Origin of the sequence: Labrys okinawensis, assembly GCF_002982075.1 — a bacterium.
In the GTDB taxonomy this organism is placed as follows: domain Bacteria; phylum Pseudomonadota; class Alphaproteobacteria; order Rhizobiales; family Labraceae; genus Labrys; species Labrys okinawensis_A.
Map to the genome: position 1 here is coordinate 70,364 of NZ_PUEJ01000003.1, position 17,752 is coordinate 88,115.

General features: G+C 64.8%; 15 protein-coding genes and 1 riboswitch. Of the genes, 4 read left to right on the top strand and 11 right to left on the bottom strand.

Translation table 11 applies throughout. The features are described from left to right. Positions 1 to 189 precede the first annotated feature (189 nt). Positions 190 to 1,131 (bottom strand): ABC transporter substrate-binding protein, encoded by a 942-nt coding sequence (locus C5L14_RS07400; RefSeq protein WP_105861415.1) that lies wholly within the window; start codon positions 1,129 to 1,131, stop codon positions 190 to 192. Between the two features lie 137 nt (positions 1,132 to 1,268). Then, positions 1,269 to 1,889, bottom strand: coding sequence for a cupin domain-containing protein (locus C5L14_RS07405; protein WP_105861416.1), 621 nt, complete (start codon positions 1,887 to 1,889; stop codon positions 1,269 to 1,271). 217 nt (positions 1,890 to 2,106) lie between these two features. Beyond that, a riboswitch (cobalamin riboswitch) is annotated at positions 2,107 to 2,287 on the top strand. A gap of 43 nt (positions 2,288 to 2,330) precedes the next feature. Between C5L14_RS07405 and bluB the strand changes: the two genes are divergently transcribed. Both bluB and C5L14_RS07415 read left to right on the top strand, forming a co-directional pair. Further along, a complete protein-coding gene (gene bluB, locus C5L14_RS07410; protein ID WP_105861417.1) occupies positions 2,331 to 3,068 on the top strand; it encodes a 5,6-dimethylbenzimidazole synthase in 738 nt (245 codons plus the stop codon). 47 nt (positions 3,069 to 3,115) lie between these two features. Continuing rightward, positions 3,116 to 3,751, top strand: coding sequence for a TerB family tellurite resistance protein (locus C5L14_RS07415; protein ID WP_181161070.1), 636 nt, complete (start codon positions 3,116 to 3,118; stop codon positions 3,749 to 3,751). Here C5L14_RS07415 and C5L14_RS07420 read toward each other — a convergent pair. Next, on the bottom strand, positions 3,744 to 5,009 hold the full coding sequence (locus tag C5L14_RS07420) for a hypothetical protein (RefSeq protein ID WP_245443297.1): 1,266 nt from the start codon (positions 5,007 to 5,009) through the stop codon (positions 3,744 to 3,746). The genes C5L14_RS07415 and C5L14_RS07420 overlap by 8 nt on opposite strands. Positions 5,010 to 5,147: 138 nt before the next feature. Next, positions 5,148 to 5,792 carry a DUF975 family protein gene (locus C5L14_RS07425; protein WP_245443332.1) on the bottom strand — a complete coding sequence of 215 codons (645 nt, stop codon included), beginning with the start codon at positions 5,790 to 5,792 and terminating at the stop codon, positions 5,148 to 5,150. 633 nt (positions 5,793 to 6,425) lie between these two features. Between C5L14_RS07425 and C5L14_RS07430 the strand changes: the two genes are divergently transcribed. Continuing rightward, on the top strand, positions 6,426 to 7,079 hold the full coding sequence (locus C5L14_RS07430; protein WP_105861420.1) for a tetratricopeptide repeat protein: 654 nt from the start codon (positions 6,426 to 6,428) through the stop codon (positions 7,077 to 7,079). Positions 7,080 to 7,246: 167 nt separating this feature from the next. Here the strand turns inward: C5L14_RS07430 and C5L14_RS07435 are convergent, their stop codons facing one another. Further along, complete coding sequence (locus C5L14_RS07435) at positions 7,247 to 9,424, bottom strand: malate synthase G (RefSeq protein WP_181161072.1); 2,178 nt, start codon at positions 9,422 to 9,424, stop codon at positions 7,247 to 7,249. A gap of 147 nt (positions 9,425 to 9,571) precedes the next feature. Beyond that, positions 9,572 to 10,996, bottom strand: coding sequence for an MFS transporter (locus C5L14_RS07440; protein WP_105861421.1), 1,425 nt, complete (start codon positions 10,994 to 10,996; stop codon positions 9,572 to 9,574). A gap of 200 nt (positions 10,997 to 11,196) precedes the next feature. On the opposite strand from C5L14_RS07440, the gene C5L14_RS07445 reads away from it, so the two are divergent. Then, positions 11,197 to 11,472 (top strand): ArsR family transcriptional regulator, encoded by a 276-nt coding sequence (locus tag C5L14_RS07445; protein WP_245443299.1) that lies wholly within the window; start codon positions 11,197 to 11,199, stop codon positions 11,470 to 11,472. A 137-nt stretch (positions 11,473 to 11,609) separates the two neighbouring features. Here C5L14_RS07445 and C5L14_RS07450 read toward each other — a convergent pair whose 3' ends face one another. The 5 genes from C5L14_RS07450 to C5L14_RS07470 form a co-directional block, all read right to left on the bottom strand. Next, on the bottom strand, positions 11,610 to 12,647 hold the full coding sequence (locus tag C5L14_RS07450; RefSeq protein ID WP_105861422.1) for an alpha/beta hydrolase: 1,038 nt from the start codon (positions 12,645 to 12,647) through the stop codon (positions 11,610 to 11,612). Positions 12,648 to 12,726: 79 nt separating this feature from the next. After that, positions 12,727 to 14,022, bottom strand: coding sequence for a glycolate oxidase subunit GlcF (gene glcF, locus C5L14_RS07455; RefSeq protein WP_105861423.1), 1,296 nt, complete (start codon positions 14,020 to 14,022; stop codon positions 12,727 to 12,729). 135 nt (positions 14,023 to 14,157) lie between these two features. Beyond that, a complete protein-coding gene (glcE, locus tag C5L14_RS07460; protein ID WP_105861424.1) occupies positions 14,158 to 15,333 on the bottom strand; it encodes a glycolate oxidase subunit GlcE in 1,176 nt (391 codons plus the stop codon). Next, entirely contained in the window at positions 15,330 to 16,796 is a 1,467-nt protein-coding gene (locus C5L14_RS07465) for an FAD-linked oxidase C-terminal domain-containing protein (RefSeq protein WP_181161073.1), read from the bottom strand. The genes glcE and C5L14_RS07465 overlap by 4 nt, the downstream gene beginning before the upstream one ends. A gap of 221 nt (positions 16,797 to 17,017) precedes the next feature. Then, positions 17,018 to 17,731: a type 1 glutamine amidotransferase gene (locus C5L14_RS07470; protein WP_105861425.1), complete on the bottom strand. Its 714-nt coding sequence runs from the start codon at positions 17,729 to 17,731 to the stop codon at positions 17,018 to 17,020. Between the last annotated feature and the right edge of the window lie 21 nt (positions 17,732 to 17,752).

Below are 17,752 nucleotides of genomic sequence, written 5' to 3' on the forward strand. Positions count from 1 at the left end.
CTTTTGCCGAATGAGGCTCAGGAAGCCTTCTCCCCTTGCGGGAGAAGGTGGCGCGAAGCGCCGGATGAGGGGAGATGCGCGACCCTGGCAGGAGATGCCAACACCCCTCATCCACCCCTTCGGGGCACCTTCTCCCGCAAGGGGAGAAGGGAGTCGCGCCTCGTTCAGAAGGGTAGAGGGCCGCCGCTCCTACTTGAACATGCCCCGGAACTTGTCGACGTTCTCCTTGGTGACGATGGTCACGGGAACGTTGATGATCGGCTCGATCTTCTCGCCCTTCTTGAGCTTGGTCAGGGCCTCCACCGCGGCCTTGCCTTCGCCGGCCGGGTCCTGCTGGATCACGCCCGTCACCCAACCCTGGTCGATGCCTTCGATGGCCTGCTTCGTCAGGTCCCAGCCGAAGACCTTGACGCCGTCCGTCCGTCCCTGACTGGTCACGGCGGAGACGGTGCCGAGCAAGGCGGGCTCGCCGGTGGCGTAGAGCGTGGTCATGTCGGGATTGGCAGTCATCAGGTTTTCGGCGGCGCTCAGCGCTACGTCCTGCACGTTCTGGCCGTCGACGGTGTCGAGAAAGGTGACCTTGAGGCCGCTGGCGGCCACGGCCTTCTTGAAACCATCCAGCCGCTGGTTCTGGATGTAGGAATTGAGAGCGCCGACCACGCCGATCTTCGCGGTGCCGTTGAGCTTGGACTTGACGTAGTCGGCGTAGAACTTGCCGATATCCTCGCCGGCCTTGAGATTGTCTACGCCGACGAAGGAGACATTGTCGCCGTCGGGGATCTGGGCATCGATGGCGATGACGGGGATGCCGGCCTTCTTGGCGGCGGTGATTGCGGGCTTCACGCCGTTGACGTCGATGGCAATCAGGATGATGCCGTCGACCTTCTGGGTGATGTAGTTCTCGATCGCGTCGTTCTGAGCGCTCGGGACGTTGTTGGCGTTGAAGATGACCAGCTTGGCGCCGGCCGCCTTGGCGGCTGTCTCTGCGCCTTCGTTGATCTGGTTGAAGAACAGGGCCTGCTGGTTGATGGTGACCAGGGCGAAGGTGTCGGCCAGGGCGGACACCGATCCGAGGGACAGCGTCAGGGCTGCCGCTGCCGCGCAACCGGCGAGATAGTTTGAAAGCCGCATTTCAGTTCCCTTCATGGATGGCCCGTGCCGGGCTCATTCTCAGTTCTAACATCCGCATCATTCAAGAGACTTGAATTCATGTCAAGTTACTTGAATGACGGTTGCAGGGATTCTTGAAACGCCGGCGGCGTGAGACCTCAGAAGGTGGCGGGCGTGTTGACCCAGAAGATGCTGGCGCGCTCCGTCCCGGTGTTGCGGTACCAGTGCGGCAGTTCGGACTTGAACACGAAGGTATCGCCGACGGAGAGCTTGAAGGTGCGCTCGCCCACCATCAGCTCCACGGCTCCGGCCAGGACATAGCCGACTTCCTCGCCCTGGTGCTGGATCGGCCCGGCGCTCTCGCCCCCGGCCTCGATATGGTGGATGTTGCACTGGAGGAGATGGCCGGGCGAATAGGGGATCACCCGTTCCAGCGAGATGCCCTCGCCGCGCCGGAGCGGATCCAGCGAGATCAGCGGGCGCGTGCCGGCGCGAAAGACGATGCCCTCCTCGCTGTCCGTCTCCTCGAACATCCAGCCGATATTGGTGCCGAGCACCTCGACCAGGCGATGCAGCATGGGCAGGGAAGGCGAGGCCTTGCCGTTCTCGATCTTGGACAGCAGGCTTTCCGAGCAGTCGGCGGCCGTGGCCAGGGCCTTCAGCGTCAGCCCTCTTGTCTGCCGCGCCAGGCGAAGGCGCGTGCCGAGGCGCATGGGATTGGCCTGTTCCAGGGGATCGGGCTGATCGCCGGCGTGCCGTTTGAGATCGATCTTGTTCATTTTGCTGTTGCCAGGATGCTTATTGCCCGAGAGCCTAGCAGGCGATTCTAGGCCACAAGCCTGCACCCTGTCCACTTTGCTGCCCGCCGACCTAGGGCTCCGACTTCAGGTTAACGCCAAGCGCGTCGACCCTCCCCATGGAGGGGAGGGTAAGTAAAGCGCTCATTGAGCCCTGCATCGACGCCCCGGATGGCTGGGCAGCCGCCACCTCCCATGCTACACCCGCGATACCTTCGGTGCCCGCTTGCGGGAGAATCGGGAACGCGGTTCGAAACCGCGACGTGCCCAACGCTGTAAGGGGGACTATCCGGGCAGGTTTCAGGTCACTCGCTCTGCGGGGAAGGCGTCCGGATGGGAGGATCCCGAGTCAGAAGACCGGCCGGAGGCGATAGATCGGCGCGCGCGGACGGCGCGGCGATTGCCATCGCAAGGGGAATGACGATGGACCCAACCAAGGGAGCGCTCCAGCCCTCCGGGCCGTTTTTGCCGGCCGAACGTGAAGCCGTCTATCGCGCCATCTTCACCCGGCGCGACGTCCGCAGCCAGTTCAGTCCGCAACCCGTGCCGGACGACGTTCTCGCCCGCATTCTCACGGCTGGGCATCACGCCCCCTCGGTCGGTTTCATGCAGCCCTGGAGTTTCCTGGTGCTGCACTGCCTCGACACCCGGCACAAGGTGCGGGCCCTCTTCGAGGAGGCCAATGCCGAGGCCGTGGCGATGTTCCCGCCCGAGAAGCAGGCGCATTATCGCTCGCTGAAGCTGGAGGGCATCGTCGATGCCCCGGTCAATCTGTGCATCACCTGCGACCCCGACCGCGCCGGCCCCGTCGTGCTCGGCCGCACCCATGACATGGCCATGGACCGCTACTCCACTGTCTGCGCGGTGCAGAATATCTGGCTGGCAGCGCGGGCCGAGGGGGTAGGGGTTGGCTGGGTCAGCATCGTCGATCCCATACGCCTGCGCCAGGTGCTAGGCATTCCCGAGCGCGTAATTCCGGTTGCCTATCTGTGTCTTGGCTATGTGCACGAAGCCTATGCCCGGCCCGAACTGGAGGTGAAGGGCTGGCGCCGGCGCCTGCCGCCCGAAGACATATTGAGCTTCGACGGCTGGGGCGGCCAGCGGCCCGACCATCCCTTGCTCGTCGCCATGCGGGCCGCTATGGGAGAAGCAGGTTCCTAGGATGGCTGGCGCGGGATGCGCGCCGTGCCGATCGGATGAGACGGCCGATGGATTTCCTGCGTAAGAATGCAATCTGGATCATCGCGCTGCTGATCGCCAGCCTGGTCATGCTGGAGGGGCCGAGAGCACTCTTGATCGGGGCGTTCGTGGCCGCCGTCGCTGGCCTGTTCTGGCTGTTGCGCGGCAAGGCCCGCAAGCCGGCGGCAGCCCGGCGCATCGAGGCCGTGCCGAAAGTGGTTCCCCTTCCGCTCGACCGGGGATCGGACACGGTCCGGCCGCAGGTGCTCGAGCGCGTCTCGCTCAAGACCATCGACGATCCCAGGCTGGCCGCGGTCGTCCTGATGATCCAGCTCGTCCGCACCAATGGTCTGCTGACCAGGGCCGAGCGGGACGCCATCCTCACCCTGATGAGCGACCCGCTCGGCATCGGCGACCGCGAACATGTCTATGAACAGGCCCTGCAATTGACGGATCGCGGCCGGGTGTTCACGCCGGTCGCCGAGGATCTGGTGCCGCTTTTCCGCGCCCGCCTGTCTTTGCCGGAACGCCAGCAACTCATCGATATGCTGGGTCAGGTGGCGAGTGCCTATGGCGACGCCAGCGATCTGCAGCGCGAAGCGATCGTTCGCCTGAAGCGACGCCTGTTCGCGCCGGATGCCGCAGCTGGACGTCCGCTCAATTGAAGTAGAAGGCGTAGCTCGCCACGTCGCCACCGAAGATGCGGGTCGCCTGGCTCCAGGCCTCGGCATCCATCACCTTGCCATTATCAAGGAACGGCAAAGCGCCCGGGCCGGTAATCCACAGCATCAGGTCGAAATTGCCGGGTTGCTCGAACACCCTGGCGAGATTGACGCCCTTGGTGAAACGCCAATGCGGCATCAAGAGCTTGCCGTCCAGCACCTGATCGACCTGACCGAGCAGCGCAAGCCATGAGTCGATGCGCTCCTGCGTCACATCGAGGGAGGGCAGGACGCCGCTCTTCTGCCGCGGGCCGGGCAGCCATTCGTGGTCGTCGTCGGTTTCCTTGGCGATCAGCGCCCAGGTTTCATGGTTGAGCCGGATCACCCTCTTTAAATGGCCGCGTACCTCCAGCCACATCGCTTGGTCGGCCACCGGCCAGTCGATGGTGTGCACCAGGCTGATCAGGTCGGCGATGGCCTCGGCGTCGCGCTTGCTCGTGCCGAACGGGGTCACGCCCGATCCGTCGTCGACGCCGACGCCATTGGCCGCGGCAAGGCCTGTGACGGCGCGCGGAAACAGGCTGCCGAAGCCGGCGTCCCAGCTGCGCGACATGTCGTGCGACAGCAGGGTCTTGGTCAGGGCCATCAGGATATTGCAATAGCCGCGCAGCCATCTGGCGTCCGCCGTGTCGAAGGCGACGACGAAAGGCCTGGGCTTGCCGGCATCGTCGAGATCGGAGATGGCAGCGCCGATATGGTCCCGTTCGTCGATGATGCCGTCGCCGTTCCAGTCGAAGCGGGTGACGGAGAGGTCGACTGTGAGCTTGGCCTCGATGTCGCCGACCTCCGCCAGGGTCTGGTCGGCCTTGTCGAGATCGGCCGCGAAAGTGGTGAGGATGCCGCGAAAGTCCTGATAGGTGATGGATTGCGGATCGGGATTGGTGCTGAACACGGTACCCGACAGGCCCAGCAGCCGCATCGCCGGTATCTCTGAGGCGAACCCATATTTGTAGAGGGCCTGCGACAAATGCTCGAGGGCGCGGGCTGTGCGCACCATGCCGAGGCCGAGCCTGGCGTCGGCATTGCCGCTCGCCTTGGTGGCGAGAGCCAGCATCTGCTCGTCCGCCTCGCTGATGCGCCCCTTGCCGAGATAGCTCTGGAACAGGGCAGAGGCCGCGCTGTCGGCCTTGGCCGGCGCGGCGCTCCAGCCGAATGCAGCAGTCATCAGCATGGCGGCTGCCATCTTGAAGAGAGAACGCATCGTCACCCCCCGGGGGACCGGCACATCCGGGAATCGAGTGCCGCCAACCCCGAGCATCTCTGATAGGCTGGCCACGGTGCTTGCCGCAAGGGCATCGCCAGACTCGATCCTCGATGGAGGCTGTTTCGCGGCTTGCTCTCAGTCGAAAATGTTCGCCACGGTACCGTTCAGGTCGATGCCTTCCTTGAGCACACGCAGGCGGTAGGCGGCGATCGAATAGATCCCCGCCATCCAGGCATACATCAAGGGAAAGGCCAGTAGCATCAGGATGATGGCCACAATGCTCCCGTTCGTGCCAAAAGCCCGGCCCAGAAGATCGGACACCACCAGATAGGCAAACCAGATCACGAAGGTGAGCAGCATCATGCCGAAAAGAGGCCAGCGATAGCCCTCGCTCAAAGAACGGCTGCGGCCGAGCGCGCGGATCGGCCCCACGCCCTCATTGATGCAGATGACGAAGGATAGCAGATAGGGGAAGACGAGATAGACGGCAAAACAACCGGTGGCCAGGAATACCAGGATGAGCGCGAACGCCGGTGGCCTGAAAACGAACAACGTCACGGCCAGGTGGATCAGGAAATAAGCAAGAAAATAGATCAGAACGAGGCCGAAGGTCGGCAGGAACCTTTTGGCACCGGCCAGGCAGGTCGTGTGTACCGGTCGCGCCGCATCGACATGCCGATCATGAACCAGGCGTATCATCGCGCAATAGAGGGCGAGCGCGACGAGGCCGGCGACGAAGAACAATAGGTAGAACAGCCAGATATTCAGGGTGGTGTCCACGGGCAAGAATAGCGAGTCTTCGGTGAATGCGGCCCAGGAAAACGAATCGAAAAAGCCGAAAAGAGCGGCGAAGACGCCCAGATTCAACAGGAGTGCCCAGCCGTAATTCCGCAGGCTGACAGCAAAGGCATCGGAAATGATCTGCCCGATCCTCAAAGGTGCGTTGCTTGTTTGGCCTGGCGACGAGGAGGCGACGGACATGCGGGTTCCCGTGCTCTTGATTGGTTTCGGCAGGAGGAACGCGATGACGATAGTGATCTTATCTTCAGTCGATCAGGAATAGAGTGCTGTGCGGCACAGAAAAACACTGCGAAGCGTGCCATGGGCGATGAGGTGTTTCGCGCCGCTTGGTGTTTCTTCGCAAGCGGTGTTTGTCGGCGCGTGCACGGGACCCGTGCCGGAGCCCGCCTCGAACGATTATCCGGCAGGCCGGCCGGCCAGGAAGTTGGGCCATCAGGCAAAACGCGCTCAAGCGTTCTGCCTGTTTTCTCTAACGCCTTATTTTGACGTGCCTTTGCGTCCCGGGTGAATCCGACAGATCGCAAAACGCTTCGATGCGGGGCCGATTGACCTTTGTAGCCCGATCCGCCACAAGGTCCGGCACACCTTCCCGCCCCATCCGGACAACGCAGCATGGCCGCCGAAGCAAAGTTGAAGAAAGCCGTCGAGCATCATCGCGCAGGCCGGCTCGATGCCGCCGAGGCGGCCTATCGCGAGATTCTGGCCGGTCGCGCCGGGGACTTCAACGCCCTGAACCTGCTCGGCACGCTCCTGCTGCAGCGCGGCGCCCATGACGAGGCCGAGAAGGTGCTCCGACGGGCGGTCGAGGTCAATCCCGGCAGCGCCGACGCGCAGATGCGGCTAGGGCTCGCCAATCGCGGCCTCGGCAATGAGTCGCGTGCGGAATATTGCTTCCGCTCTTCCCTGAAGCTCGACCCCAAGGCGGCCGACACCCATTACAATTACGGGAATCTGCTGGCCGCGCTCGAGCGTGGCGACGAGGCGCTGCAGGCCTATCTTGCCTGCCTGAAGCTCGAGCCGAACCATGTCGAAGCCCATATCGGCCTGGGCGATCTCCTCTTGCACAACGAACGGGCCGAGCCCGCCGCCGCGCATTACCAGCAGGCCGTGGCCCTCAGGCCCTCCTCACCGGAGGCCCTTCGCGGCCTTGGCCTTTCGGCCCGCGCGCTCGGCAAGACCAAGGAAGCCCGGCAGGCCTTCGAGAAATTGCTGGCCCTCGATCCCGAACACGATCTGGCCAAGCAGAACCTGGCCGAATTGGGGTAACCGCCCTGGTAGCGCTGTGTTTTCACCACAACGCGTTTTGCCTCACCGCGTCGTTTGCCTGGGGGTGCTGCCCCTCACCTTACCTCTCCCCGTAAGAACGGGGCGAGGTAAGGTGAGGGGCAGCGTCACGGTGCGTGAACATGCTGCCAGGCTTTCCGGATAATGCGCTAAGCTTGCGCCGCCTTGAATTCGCGCCGTCGCGCATGAAGCAGCGGCTCGGTATAGCCGGATGGCTGCGAGCGGCCCTCGAAGACCAGATCGCATGCCGCACGGAAGGCCACGCCGTCGAAACCGGGAGCCATAGCGCGGTAGTTGGGATCGCCGGCGTTCTGGCGATCCACGACCTCCGCCATGCGCCGCATGATCTGTCGGACCTCGTCCTCGGCAACGACGCCGTGATGGAGCCAATTGGCGATATGCTGCGCCGAGATGCGGCAGGTCGCGCGATCCTCCATCAGCCCGACATCGTTGATGTCAGGCACCTTCGAGCACCCGATGCCCTGGTCGATCCAGCGCACCACATAGCCGAGGATGCCCTGCGCATTGTTCTCGACCTCACGCCGGATCTGCTCGGGCGTCCATTTCTGGTAGCTCGCGACCGGGATTTCGAGGATCGTCTCGACATAGGCCCGCCTGCCGCCCTTCGCCAGCGCGGCCTGCACCGCGAAGACGTCGATCTTGTGGTAATGCAAGGCATGGAGCGTGGCCGCCGTCGGGCTGGGTACCCAGGCGCAATTGGCGCCGGACTTGGGATGTTCGATCTTGGCTTCCAGCATCGCCGCCATCTTGTCCGGCATCGCCCACATGCCCTTGCCGATCTGGGCCTTGCCCGAAAAGCCGCATTGCAGGCCGATGTCGACGTTCTGGTTCTCATAGGCGAGAATCCAGTCCTTGCGCTTGATGAAGTCCTTGCGGCTGAAGGGGCCGGCTTCCATCGAGGTATGGATCTCGTCCCCCGTCCGATCGAGGAAGCCGGTGTTGATGAAGACGATGCGATGCTTCGCCGCTCGGATGCACTCCATGAGATTGACGCTGGTGCGCCGTTCCTCGTCCATCACCCCCAGCTTGACCGTATGCTTGGGCAGGCCCAGCACCGCTTCGACATGGGCGAAGACCTCGTCGGCGAAGGCGACTTCTGCGGGGCCGTGCATCTTGGGTTTGACGACATAGATCGCGCCGGTGACCGAATTGCGCAGGCCCTCGGACTTCTTCAGGTCATGCTTTGCGATCAGCGTGGTCACCATCGCATCCATCAGGCCCTCGAAGACTTCTCCGCCATCCTGGTCGAGGATGGCCGGATTGGTCATGAGGTGGCCGACATTGCGCACCAGCATCAGCGCCCGGCCCTTGATCGTGACCTCGCCGCCGTTCGGTGCGGAGAAGGTCAGGTCGGGGTTGAGCTTGCGCGTCACCTCGGCACCGTCCTTGCGGAACGTCTCCGTGAGGGTGCCCTGCATCAGTCCGAGCCAGTTGCGATAGGCGACAACCTTGTCCTCGGCATCGACGCAGGCGACCGAATCCTCGCAATCCATGATCGCCGAGATGGCGCTTTCCAGCCGGATGTCGGCGAGGCCCGCCTGATCGCGGCTGCCGATCGGGTGGGTCCGGTCGAAGATCAGCTGGACATGCAAGCCATTGTTGCGCAGCAGAACGGCGTCGGGCGCGCGCGGATGGCCGCGATAGCCGATGAATTTCTCCGGCTCGACCAGCGGCATGTCGTCGACCAGGAGCGCGCCGTTGCGGATATGATAGCGCCGGGCATCGGCATGGCTCGTACCTTCGAGCGGGAAGGCCTCGTCGAGGAAAACCCGCGCCCTTGCCACCACGCGGGCGCCGCGGCCGCGGTTGTAGCTGCCGGCAGGCGGCGGGCCGCCTCCCGCGTCGGTGCCGTAGAGGCTGTCATAGAGGCTGCCCCAGCGGGCATTGGCAGCATTCAGCGCGAAGCGCGCATTGGTGATCGGCACGACGAGCTGGGGGCCTGCGACCGTGGCGATCTCCGGATCGACATTCTCGGTCTCGATGGTGAAGTGGTCACCCTCGGGTAAGAGATAGCCGATTTCGGTGAGGAAAGCCTTGTAGGCGTTGCGGTCATGCGGCTGGCCGCGGCGCGCGAGATGCCAAGCATCGATCTGGGCCTGCAATTCGTCGCGCCGCTGCAAAAGCGCCTTGTTGCGCGGTCCGAATTCACGGACCAGCGCAGAGAAGCCATCCCAGAAAGTCTGTGCCTCCACTCCCGTGCCGGGCAGTGCCTCCTGCTCCAGAAAGGACGCGAGCTCGGGGGCAACAAGCAGGCCGCCGCGTGCCACGCGCGTGGCCAAGTGTCCGGCTTCAGCCTTATCGTTCATGGTGATCCCTTATCAGTCTGCAATTGTCACGGCGGCTCCGGTTGTGGATACGCCAAACGTCCCTGGTTGGGTACCGAATTTCCACCTGATGATGACACGTGCCCAAGCGCCCGGCTTTGGAAAGGGCCGCTGAAGTCGAAGCCGGCCTTACGATGCCGGCATCCGCCTGATGCACAAGGCGCCGAGCAGCAGGGCGACGAAGAGGCCGATGGCGCCGACCCACATGGCCGTGCTCATGCCGGAAAGCGAGCTGCCGCCGGCGCCGATCACGCCGAACACTGCAACGCCGACCGCGCCTCCGGTCTGGCGGAGGGCGTTGAGAACGCCAGAAGCGATACCGGCCCGGGTCTTCTCCACCGTGGCGAGCAGGGCGCCAATCATGGCAGGCACGGCGAGCGCCATGCCGAAGCCGATGAGCAGCAGCGGCCACCAGATATGGGCGTAGCCGGCATCTGCCCTCAACTGCAGCGCCAGGCAGACGAAACCGAAGGTGTCGATGGCGAGGCCGAGCACGATGGGCAGACGATTGCCCCACCGCACGGCCACGCGCCCGGACATGATGTTGGTGATCGCGATGAGGCCGGTCATCGGCAGGAAGGCGAGCCCTGCGCTCAGGGGAGACATGCCGAGCCCATCCTGGAAATACAGGCTGAGCAGGAAGATGGCGCCGTAGAAGCTGACATTGAGCAGGGTGCCGATCAGGGCCGCGGCCGTGAAGATCGGGTTGCGGAACAGGCTGAGCGGCATCATGGGCTCTGCCGTGCGGGATTCCACCGCCAGGAACAGAGCGCCGGCCAGGAGGAAGACGGCGACTGCGCCGAGAATGGCCGGGTGGTTCCAGCCCAGGGGCTCGCCCTCGATGATGGCCGCCGTCAGCGCCACCACGGTGAGAATGCCGAGAATCTGGCCCGGCAGGTCGATGGCGCGCGCATGGCGCTCGGTCGTTTCTTCGGTAAAGCGCAGTGCCATCCACAGTGCGAGCAGGCCGACGGGCAGATTGATCAGGAAGATGCTGCGCCAGCCGAACAGGGCGATCAGCAGGCCGCCGAGCACGGGACCTGCCACCATGGCCAGGCCGCCGACGGAACCCCAGACGCCGATCGCCTTGGCGCGCTCGGACGGGTCGCGATAGGCATGCACCACCAGGGCCAGCGACGGCGGCATCAGCAGGGCGGCGCCGATGCCTTGCAGAACGCGCGCGGCAATCAGGGCGGTGCCGCTCGGCGCAAGGCCGCAGGCGAGCGAGGCGAGCGTGAACAGCGCCAGGCCGAGAAGGTAGAGGCGCTTGGCTCCGAAACGGTCGCCGAGCGCACCGCCGGTGAGCAACAGGCCGGCAAAGGCGAGCGTATAGCCGTTCACCACCCATTGCAGCCCGGCGACGCCGCCGGTCATCAGACCACGCATCTGGTCGAGCCCGACATTGACGATGCTGACGTCGAGCTGCACCAGCGCGACACCGAGACTGAGGGCGGCCAGGCGCGCCGCGCGGCGGACCGGCTTGCGCAGATCCGAGTCAGCGGGCTTGCTTGCCGTCCTGCATGATTCCGGTACTGCCGGCTGCAGACTGGTCATGATGAAAATCTCTTCTTGAATAAGTATCGCGTCGGCGATGACATTTGAGTATGATATTATTCATACCTAGAAGTGGTTCGATTGGCAATCGACCAATGCGGGATACCCTGGCGGCAGGGGTTCGGACGCGGATCGCAAGGGAGGGGATAATATCCAACGAAGACGATCACCCAAGCCGGGAAGAGATCACTCTCGGCCCCGTGTTGGCAGCCCTTGCCGATCCGCACCGGCGGCGCGTGGTGGCGACACTCGTGCTCGCCCCCGACGGTACGGAGATCGGCTGTTCGTCCTTCGGCCTGCCGGTGACCAAGGCCACGCGCACCTATCACTTCCGCATGCTGCGCGAGGCTGGCCTGATCGGCATGGTCGACTACGGCAATTGCCGCAAGACCTATCTGCGCCGGGCGGATATCGAGGCGAAATTCCCGGGCTTGCTCGCCTGGGTCGTTGCCGAGGTCGAAGCCGCGTCGGGCTGAGAATGGCCTTCGGGGGGAGTGGCGATTTGGGTTTGGTCCATCCATCGGGCAGCTCCGCGAGCGAAAGCTATCGAGATACCCGGATTTAACGGCCCGGAGACAAGGACGCTTCGGTAGCAACCGAAACATGGCTCGTGTCAGGGCGTGGCCTTTGCCGTCGGGCAATCCGGCTGGTCGAACAGGGCGGCGAGCCCGCAGGACGAGGTCAGCATCTTGTCGCCATTGTGCCCCACGCCCTCCACCAGCCACAGGCTGTGATGCGGCGTGCCGCCGTCGCGCTGGCGCATCGCAGAGACATAGGCCTCGCCGCGCGCCAGGCGGTAGGGGCCCTGGGCTTCGGCCATGCAGGTCTTGTCGAGCGCGGGATGGTTGGGATCGGTATCATCCGTGCCGAGGAGGTAGATCACGCGCCGGGCGGCATAGGCCTTTTCCAGAGCAGCCGGTGAGGGTGAGGCGAGATAGGACGGGCGGGCCTGCATGCCGTATTTCCAGTCGTCGAAGCCCTTGCAGCTGGCGGCGATCGCCTGCGCGGGCCGTTGCGATGTGAAATAGGCATAGGAAGAGGGATTGGCGACGACATAGCGCACGTTGATCCCCGCGGCAGCCAGGGCAGTTTCGCCCTTGCCGGCAATGGCGTAGCGCTGCACGACCTGCCCGCCGCCGGAATGGCCGGCGACCACCACGTCCCGCAGATGCGGGAACAGCCTGCGGTCGGCGAGGCGGGCGAGGATGGCATCGAGGGCTGCAAACGAACTCACCGGTTTGGGCCCCAGCGCATCTTCGCCGCCCTGCCAGCTTGTCAAGGTCCAGCGCAGGACTTCGGGCGGCAGGCCGAAGGTCTCGGCGTCAACCTCGGCGAGGAATTGCGGCGCGATCATCAAGGTGGTTTTCCCGGCCGCGCCCGCGGCGGCCTGGGCCTTGAGGGCAGAGCGGAAATAGACATCGGCGTCCCGCAGCCTGCCATGCAGCACCAGCACGGCGCGATCGATCTGCGGCAAGGGCTTGGACCAGTCGGTCGAGACATAGAGCGGCAGTTCGCCACCTCCGGGAACGGCGATGCGACCGTCGGCGATGACCTTGACCGGCTTCTCGTTGGGAGCCCGTTCGTCCTGGGCTAAGGCACTGCCGGTCATGGCAAGGAGCATGGCAAGGAACAAGCCGCCGAGCTTCGTCATCGAGTTCTCCTTTTTTGGAGCGCGGACATCTCAGCGACATGCATTCATGTCGCTGAGATGTCCGCGCTCCCAGCAAAAGTTACAGCCCCTTCGGTTTCGGCCCTCCCGTCGCCCAGTCCAGCAGTTCCACCGTGTGCACGATCGGCGTCGTCGTTCCCTGCGCCAGCTGCGTCATGCAGCCGATATTGCCGGCAGCGATGATGTCGGGCCGGGTGGCGGCGATATTGCCGAGCTTGCGCTCGCGCAGGCGCTCCGAGATCTCGGGCTGCAGCATGTTGTAGGTGCCGGCCGAGCCGCAGCATAGATGGGCTTCCGCCGCCTCCTTCACCTGGAAGCCGGCGCGCTTGAGCAGGGTCTTGGGCGCGGCTTTGATCTGCTGGCCGTGCTGCAGCGAGCAGGCCGCGTGATAGGTCACGCTTTGGCCGGTCTCGACCGTCACCGGCAGCGCCGGCAAGGTTTCCAGATATTCGCTGATGTCCTTGGCGATGGCCGAAACCGCGGCGGCCTTGTCGGCATAGGCGGGATCGCCGCGCAGCATGAAGCCGTAATCCTTGATGGTGGTGCCGCAGCCCGAAGTGGTGATCAGGATGGCATCGAGCCCCTTGGCCATCTCCGCCGTCCAGGCGTCGATATTGGCCCTGGCGTAGGCGAGCGCGGCGTCTTCCTTGCCCATATGATGGACGAGGGCGCCGCAGCAGCCTTCGCCCCTGGGCAGCACCACTTCGATGCCATGCCGGTTGAGCAGGCGGATCGCGGCCTCGTTGATGCCGGGCGCGAGCTCGGCCTGGGCGCAGCCGGTCAGCAGCGCCACCCGCCCCTTCTTCTCTGCCTTCGGCGCGAAACTGCCGGGGCGCGTGGCGGAGGAGGCGGGCGGCAGCGAGGCCGGTGCGAGCGCCAGCATGGCAGCAAGGCGCCTGCCCTGTGGCAGCCTTGCCGCCAGCCCCGCAAAGGGGCGGCCCAACCGCGCCAGCGCCATGCTCCAGCGGAAGGCCCGGCGATTGGGCAGGACCTTGGCCATCAGGGTGCGCAGAAAAGCCTCGCTTGCCGGGCGGCGATAGGTCTTGTCGATATGGGCGCGGGCATGGTCGACCAGATGCATGTAATTGACGCCCGAGGGGCAGGTGGTCATGCAGGACAGGCAGGAGAGGCAGCGGTCGACATGCTTGACCACCTCGGCCGTGGCCGGCTTGCCCCCTTCGAGCATGTCCTTGATCAGGTAGATGCGCCCGCGCGGGGAATCGAGTTCGTCGCCGAGCAGCACATAGGTCGGGCAGGTGGCGGTGCAGAAGCCGCAATGCACGCAGGTGCGCAGGATCTGCTCCGATTCCTTCATATGCGGGTCGGCGAGCTGGGCCGGGGAGAAATTCGTCTGCATGCGTTGATCCGGTCCAGTTATGCCGTCATTGCGAGCGTAGCGAAGCAATCCACAGGCCTGCAAGCACCGTATCTGGGGTTGCTGGATTGCTTCGCTGCGCTCGCAATGACGCGACACAGATTGTGTTGTTGCCACTCAACCCAGCCGCCCGGTATTGAGGATGTTGGCGGGGTCGAAGGCCTGCTTCACCCTGGCGCTCAGGGCGGCGAGCGGCCCCTCCTGCGCACCGAAGTGAAAGGAGCCGGCCCGGAAATCGGCGCTGGCCTTGATCAGCATGGCATGGCCGCCTTCTGCCTTGGTCGCGGAGACGATAGCCTTGGCGAATTCCGCCGTCTCGGGTGCCAGCAGCCAGATCAGGCCGCCGCCCCAATCGTAGAACAGCCTGATCTCGCCGAGCCAGCGCAGAGAGGCGCCCAGGGCGGCGGCCTTGGAGGGTGCCACCGAAAGGCGCCAGATCATGCCGTCCTGCTGGGCCAGCGGTGCGACATCGGCGATGTCGAACCAGAAGCTGCGGCAATCCTGCTGCCCGAGCACCGCATAGTCACCGAAGCGCTTGAGCAGGCTGCCGAGCCGCTCCTGCCGATAGGCTATCGAGCTTTCGAAATTTTCCAGCCGCAGCACCGTCAGGGCCGTGCCGGAGGCAAGATCGGCCGGCACGTGTGCGGCCGCCGAAACCTCGAAGGGGCTGCCCAGGCCCGAAGACATCAGGGCGACGGCCTGGCCATCGTCGAGGCCCTGCCAGACCAGGCTGGCACTGGCCTCCGGCTTGGGCAGCACCTTGAAGATCGCCTCGGTCAGGATGCCGAGCGTGCCCCAGGAGCCCGCCATCAGCTTGGTGAGGTCGTAGCCGGTGACGTTCTTCATCACCCGACCGCCATTCTTGATGGTCTCGCCCTTGCCGTTGACGAAGCGCACGCCGATCAGGCTGTCCCGGCAGGCGCCGGCGACGATCCGGCGTGGCCCGGAAAGATTGGCGGCGACCAGGCCGCCGACCGTGGGTTCGTTCGGAGCGGTGTCGAGCAGCCGCCGCCAGTCGCCCGGCTCGAAGGGCAGCATCTGGCCGCGGGCGTCGAGGGTTGCGGTGAGCTCGGCCAGGGACGTGCCGGCCCTGGCGCCGATCACCATCTCGGCCGGTTCGTAAAGCGTGATGCCGGTGAGGTTTTGCGTATCGAGCTGAGTTGCGGCGCTGACGGGCCGACCGATGCCGGCCTTCGAGCCGCCGCCGGTCACGGCGAGGGGAATCGTATTCCGGAAGGCTTCGGCGACGATGCCGGCCATTTCCGCTTCGCTGCTGGGCGAGAACACCGTCATGCCGCCCAGCCTCCCGAACGCATGTCGAGGGGGAAGACCTTGGCCGGATTGAGCAGCCATTTCGGATCGAAGGCGAGCTTGAGGTCACGCTGCTGGTCGAGATCGGCCTGAGCGAATTGCTCGCGCATCAGATCGCGCTTTTCGATGCCGACGCCGTGCTCACCGGTCAGGCAGCCGCCGGCCTCCACGCAGAGCCGCAGGATGTCGAAGCCGCAGGCCTCGGCCTTCTCGCGCTGGTCGGCGTCGTTGACGTTGTAGAGCACCAGGGGATGCAGATTGCCGTCGCCGGCATGGAAGACATTGGCGACGCGCAGGCCATGGCTTTCGGTGATCTCATCGATGCGCTTGAGCACCATCGGCAGCTGGCCGGTCGGGATGGTGCCGTCCATGCAGATATAGTCGGCGATGCGGCCGGTGGCCCCGAAAGCCGATTTCCGCCCCTTCCAGATCGCCGCGCTTTCGGCTTCGGACTTCGAAATCTTGATCGTGGTGGCGCCGTGCTGGCGCGCCATGGTGGAGATCAGGCCGAGCAGCCGGTCGATCTCGGCATCCGAGCCCTCGACCTCGATGATCAGCATGGCGCCGGCATCAAGCGGATAGCCGGCATGCGCAAAGCCCTCGGTGATCTCGATGGCGAGCTTGTCCATATATTCGATGGCGACGGGAATGATGCCGGAGGCGATGATGGCGGCGACGCAGCGTCCCGCTTCCTCGGGCGTGGCGAAGCCCACCAGCATGGGGCGGGCGCCTTCGGCCATCGGCAGGATGCGCACCGTGGCCTCGGTGACGATGCCGAACTGGCCCTCCGAGCCGATGACCACGCCGAGCAGGTCATAGCCGTCGGCATCCATGGCATCGCCGCCGATGTCGAGGATCTCGCCCGCCATGGTCACCAGCCTGACGCCGAGGATGTTGTTGGTGGTGACGCCATATTTCAGGCAATGCGCCCCGCCGGAATTCATGGCGATATTGCCGGCGATGGTGCAGGCGAGCTGGCTGGAGGGATCGGGCGCGTAGAAGAAGCTCTCATGCGAGACGGCGCCGGAAATGCCGAGATTGGTGATGCCGGCCTGCACGCGCGCCAGCCGGTCCTCGAAGCGCAGTTCCAGCACCTTGCTCATCTTGGACAGGCCGACGACCACGGCATCCGCCTGGGGCAGGGCGCCGCCGGCGAGCGAGGTGCCGGCGCCCCGGGGAATGACGGGCACGCCTTCCTGGTTGAGGAATTTCAGGATCGCCGCCACCTCCTCGGTGGTCTCGGGCAGCACCACGGCAAGCGGCACGGCGCGATAGGCGGTGAAGGCGTCCGTCTCATAAGCGCGGCGCTCGTCCTCGCTGACGATCAGGTTCGCCGGAGGCACCAGCCCGGCCAGCCCGTCGACGATCGCCTGCCGCCGCGCCAATATGGCGGGATCGGGAGGCGGCATCGGAATGCCGGTGGTCAGCGGGGTCCCTTCAGGCATGGTCGATTTCCTCCTGCAGCGCCGAATCCGGCACCGCGCCGATGCATTCAGCTCTACCAGAGCAAAGCGCGTTCAAGCGTGAACGCTTATTTGCTCTAACTCCTTGTTCCAACGCGTCTTTGCGATTCGAAGTGCCTCCTTCAAATCACAAAACGCTATAGGGGCCATTTTTACGGCCTCAAGGTAGTAATCATGCATGTCCTATTGAATTTTTGCCGCCATTATCGCGCGAGCCGCATGAAATTTCGATAGACAATGGCGGCGTTGGCCTCGAAGCCCTCGGCATGGGCGGCGATGTCGGCCTGCAGGCGTTCCATGGCGCCTTCGCCATTGGTGCGCTCCAGGGCGGCCCTGTATTCGGGCACGCAGCCCCATTGCTGCACGGCGGCATTCTCGGCCTCGACGTGATATTGCATGCCCCAGGCGCGCGGCGCGGCACGGATGGCCTGAACGGGGCAGAGGGGCGAGGAGGCCAACACCTCGGCGCCCTCGGGCGCCTGGGCGACGCGCACCGAATGCCATTGCAGCACCGGAAAGCGCGGCGCGAGGCCGTCGAAAAGCGGGTCTGCCCGGCCGGCCTGCGTCACCTCGACATCGAAGACGCCGACTTCGGGCGGGATCTGCGGCCCACAGGTGCCGCCGAGCGCATCGGCGAGCAATTGGTGGCCGAGGCAGATACCGAGATAAGGCTTGCCGAGTTCGCGCACCCAGCGGCGGATGACACGCTTTTCCTCAATCAGCCAGGGAAACTGATCGACGTCCCAGACATCCATGGCGCCGCCCATGACCCAGAGCGCATCATAAGGTTCGAGCGCCGGGATGGTGCCGCCCTCGTCGAGCTCCACCGCGTCCCATTCGACGCCGTCGCGGGCGAAGAAGGAGCGGAAAATGCCGGGATGCTCGGAAGAGAGGTGCTGGAGGACGAGGATGCGCATGGCAGAATGAAAGCCGTCAGA

Coding starts and splice junctions, on each gene's coding strand:
- C5L14_RS07400 (WP_105861415.1), bottom strand. CDS start 1,131: ATGCGGCTTTCAAACTATCTCGCCGGTTGCGCGGCAGCGGCAGCCCTG.
- C5L14_RS07405 (WP_105861416.1), bottom strand. CDS start 1,889: ATGAACAAGATCGATCTCAAACGGCACGCCGGCGATCAGCCCGATCCC.
- bluB (WP_105861417.1), top strand. CDS start 2,331: ATGGACCCAACCAAGGGAGCGCTCCAGCCCTCCGGGCCGTTTTTGCCG.
- C5L14_RS07415 (WP_181161070.1), top strand. CDS start 3,116: ATGGATTTCCTGCGTAAGAATGCAATCTGGATCATCGCGCTGCTGATC.
- C5L14_RS07420 (WP_245443297.1), bottom strand. CDS start 5,009: ATGCGTTCTCTCTTCAAGATGGCAGCCGCCATGCTGATGACTGCTGCA.
- C5L14_RS07430 (WP_105861420.1), top strand. CDS start 6,426: ATGGCCGCCGAAGCAAAGTTGAAGAAAGCCGTCGAGCATCATCGCGCA.
- C5L14_RS07435 (WP_181161072.1), bottom strand. CDS start 9,424: ATGAACGATAAGGCTGAAGCCGGACACTTGGCCACGCGCGTGGCACGC.
- C5L14_RS07440 (WP_105861421.1), bottom strand. CDS start 10,996: ATGACCAGTCTGCAGCCGGCAGTACCGGAATCATGCAGGACGGCAAGC.
- C5L14_RS07450 (WP_105861422.1), bottom strand. CDS start 12,647: ATGACGAAGCTCGGCGGCTTGTTCCTTGCCATGCTCCTTGCCATGACC.
- glcF (WP_105861423.1), bottom strand. CDS start 14,022: ATGCAGACGAATTTCTCCCCGGCCCAGCTCGCCGACCCGCATATGAAG.
- glcE (WP_105861424.1), bottom strand. CDS start 15,333: ATGACGGTGTTCTCGCCCAGCAGCGAAGCGGAAATGGCCGGCATCGTC.
- C5L14_RS07465 (WP_181161073.1), bottom strand. CDS start 16,796: ATGCCTGAAGGGACCCCGCTGACCACCGGCATTCCGATGCCGCCTCCC.
- C5L14_RS07470 (WP_105861425.1), bottom strand. CDS start 17,731: ATGCGCATCCTCGTCCTCCAGCACCTCTCTTCCGAGCATCCCGGCATT.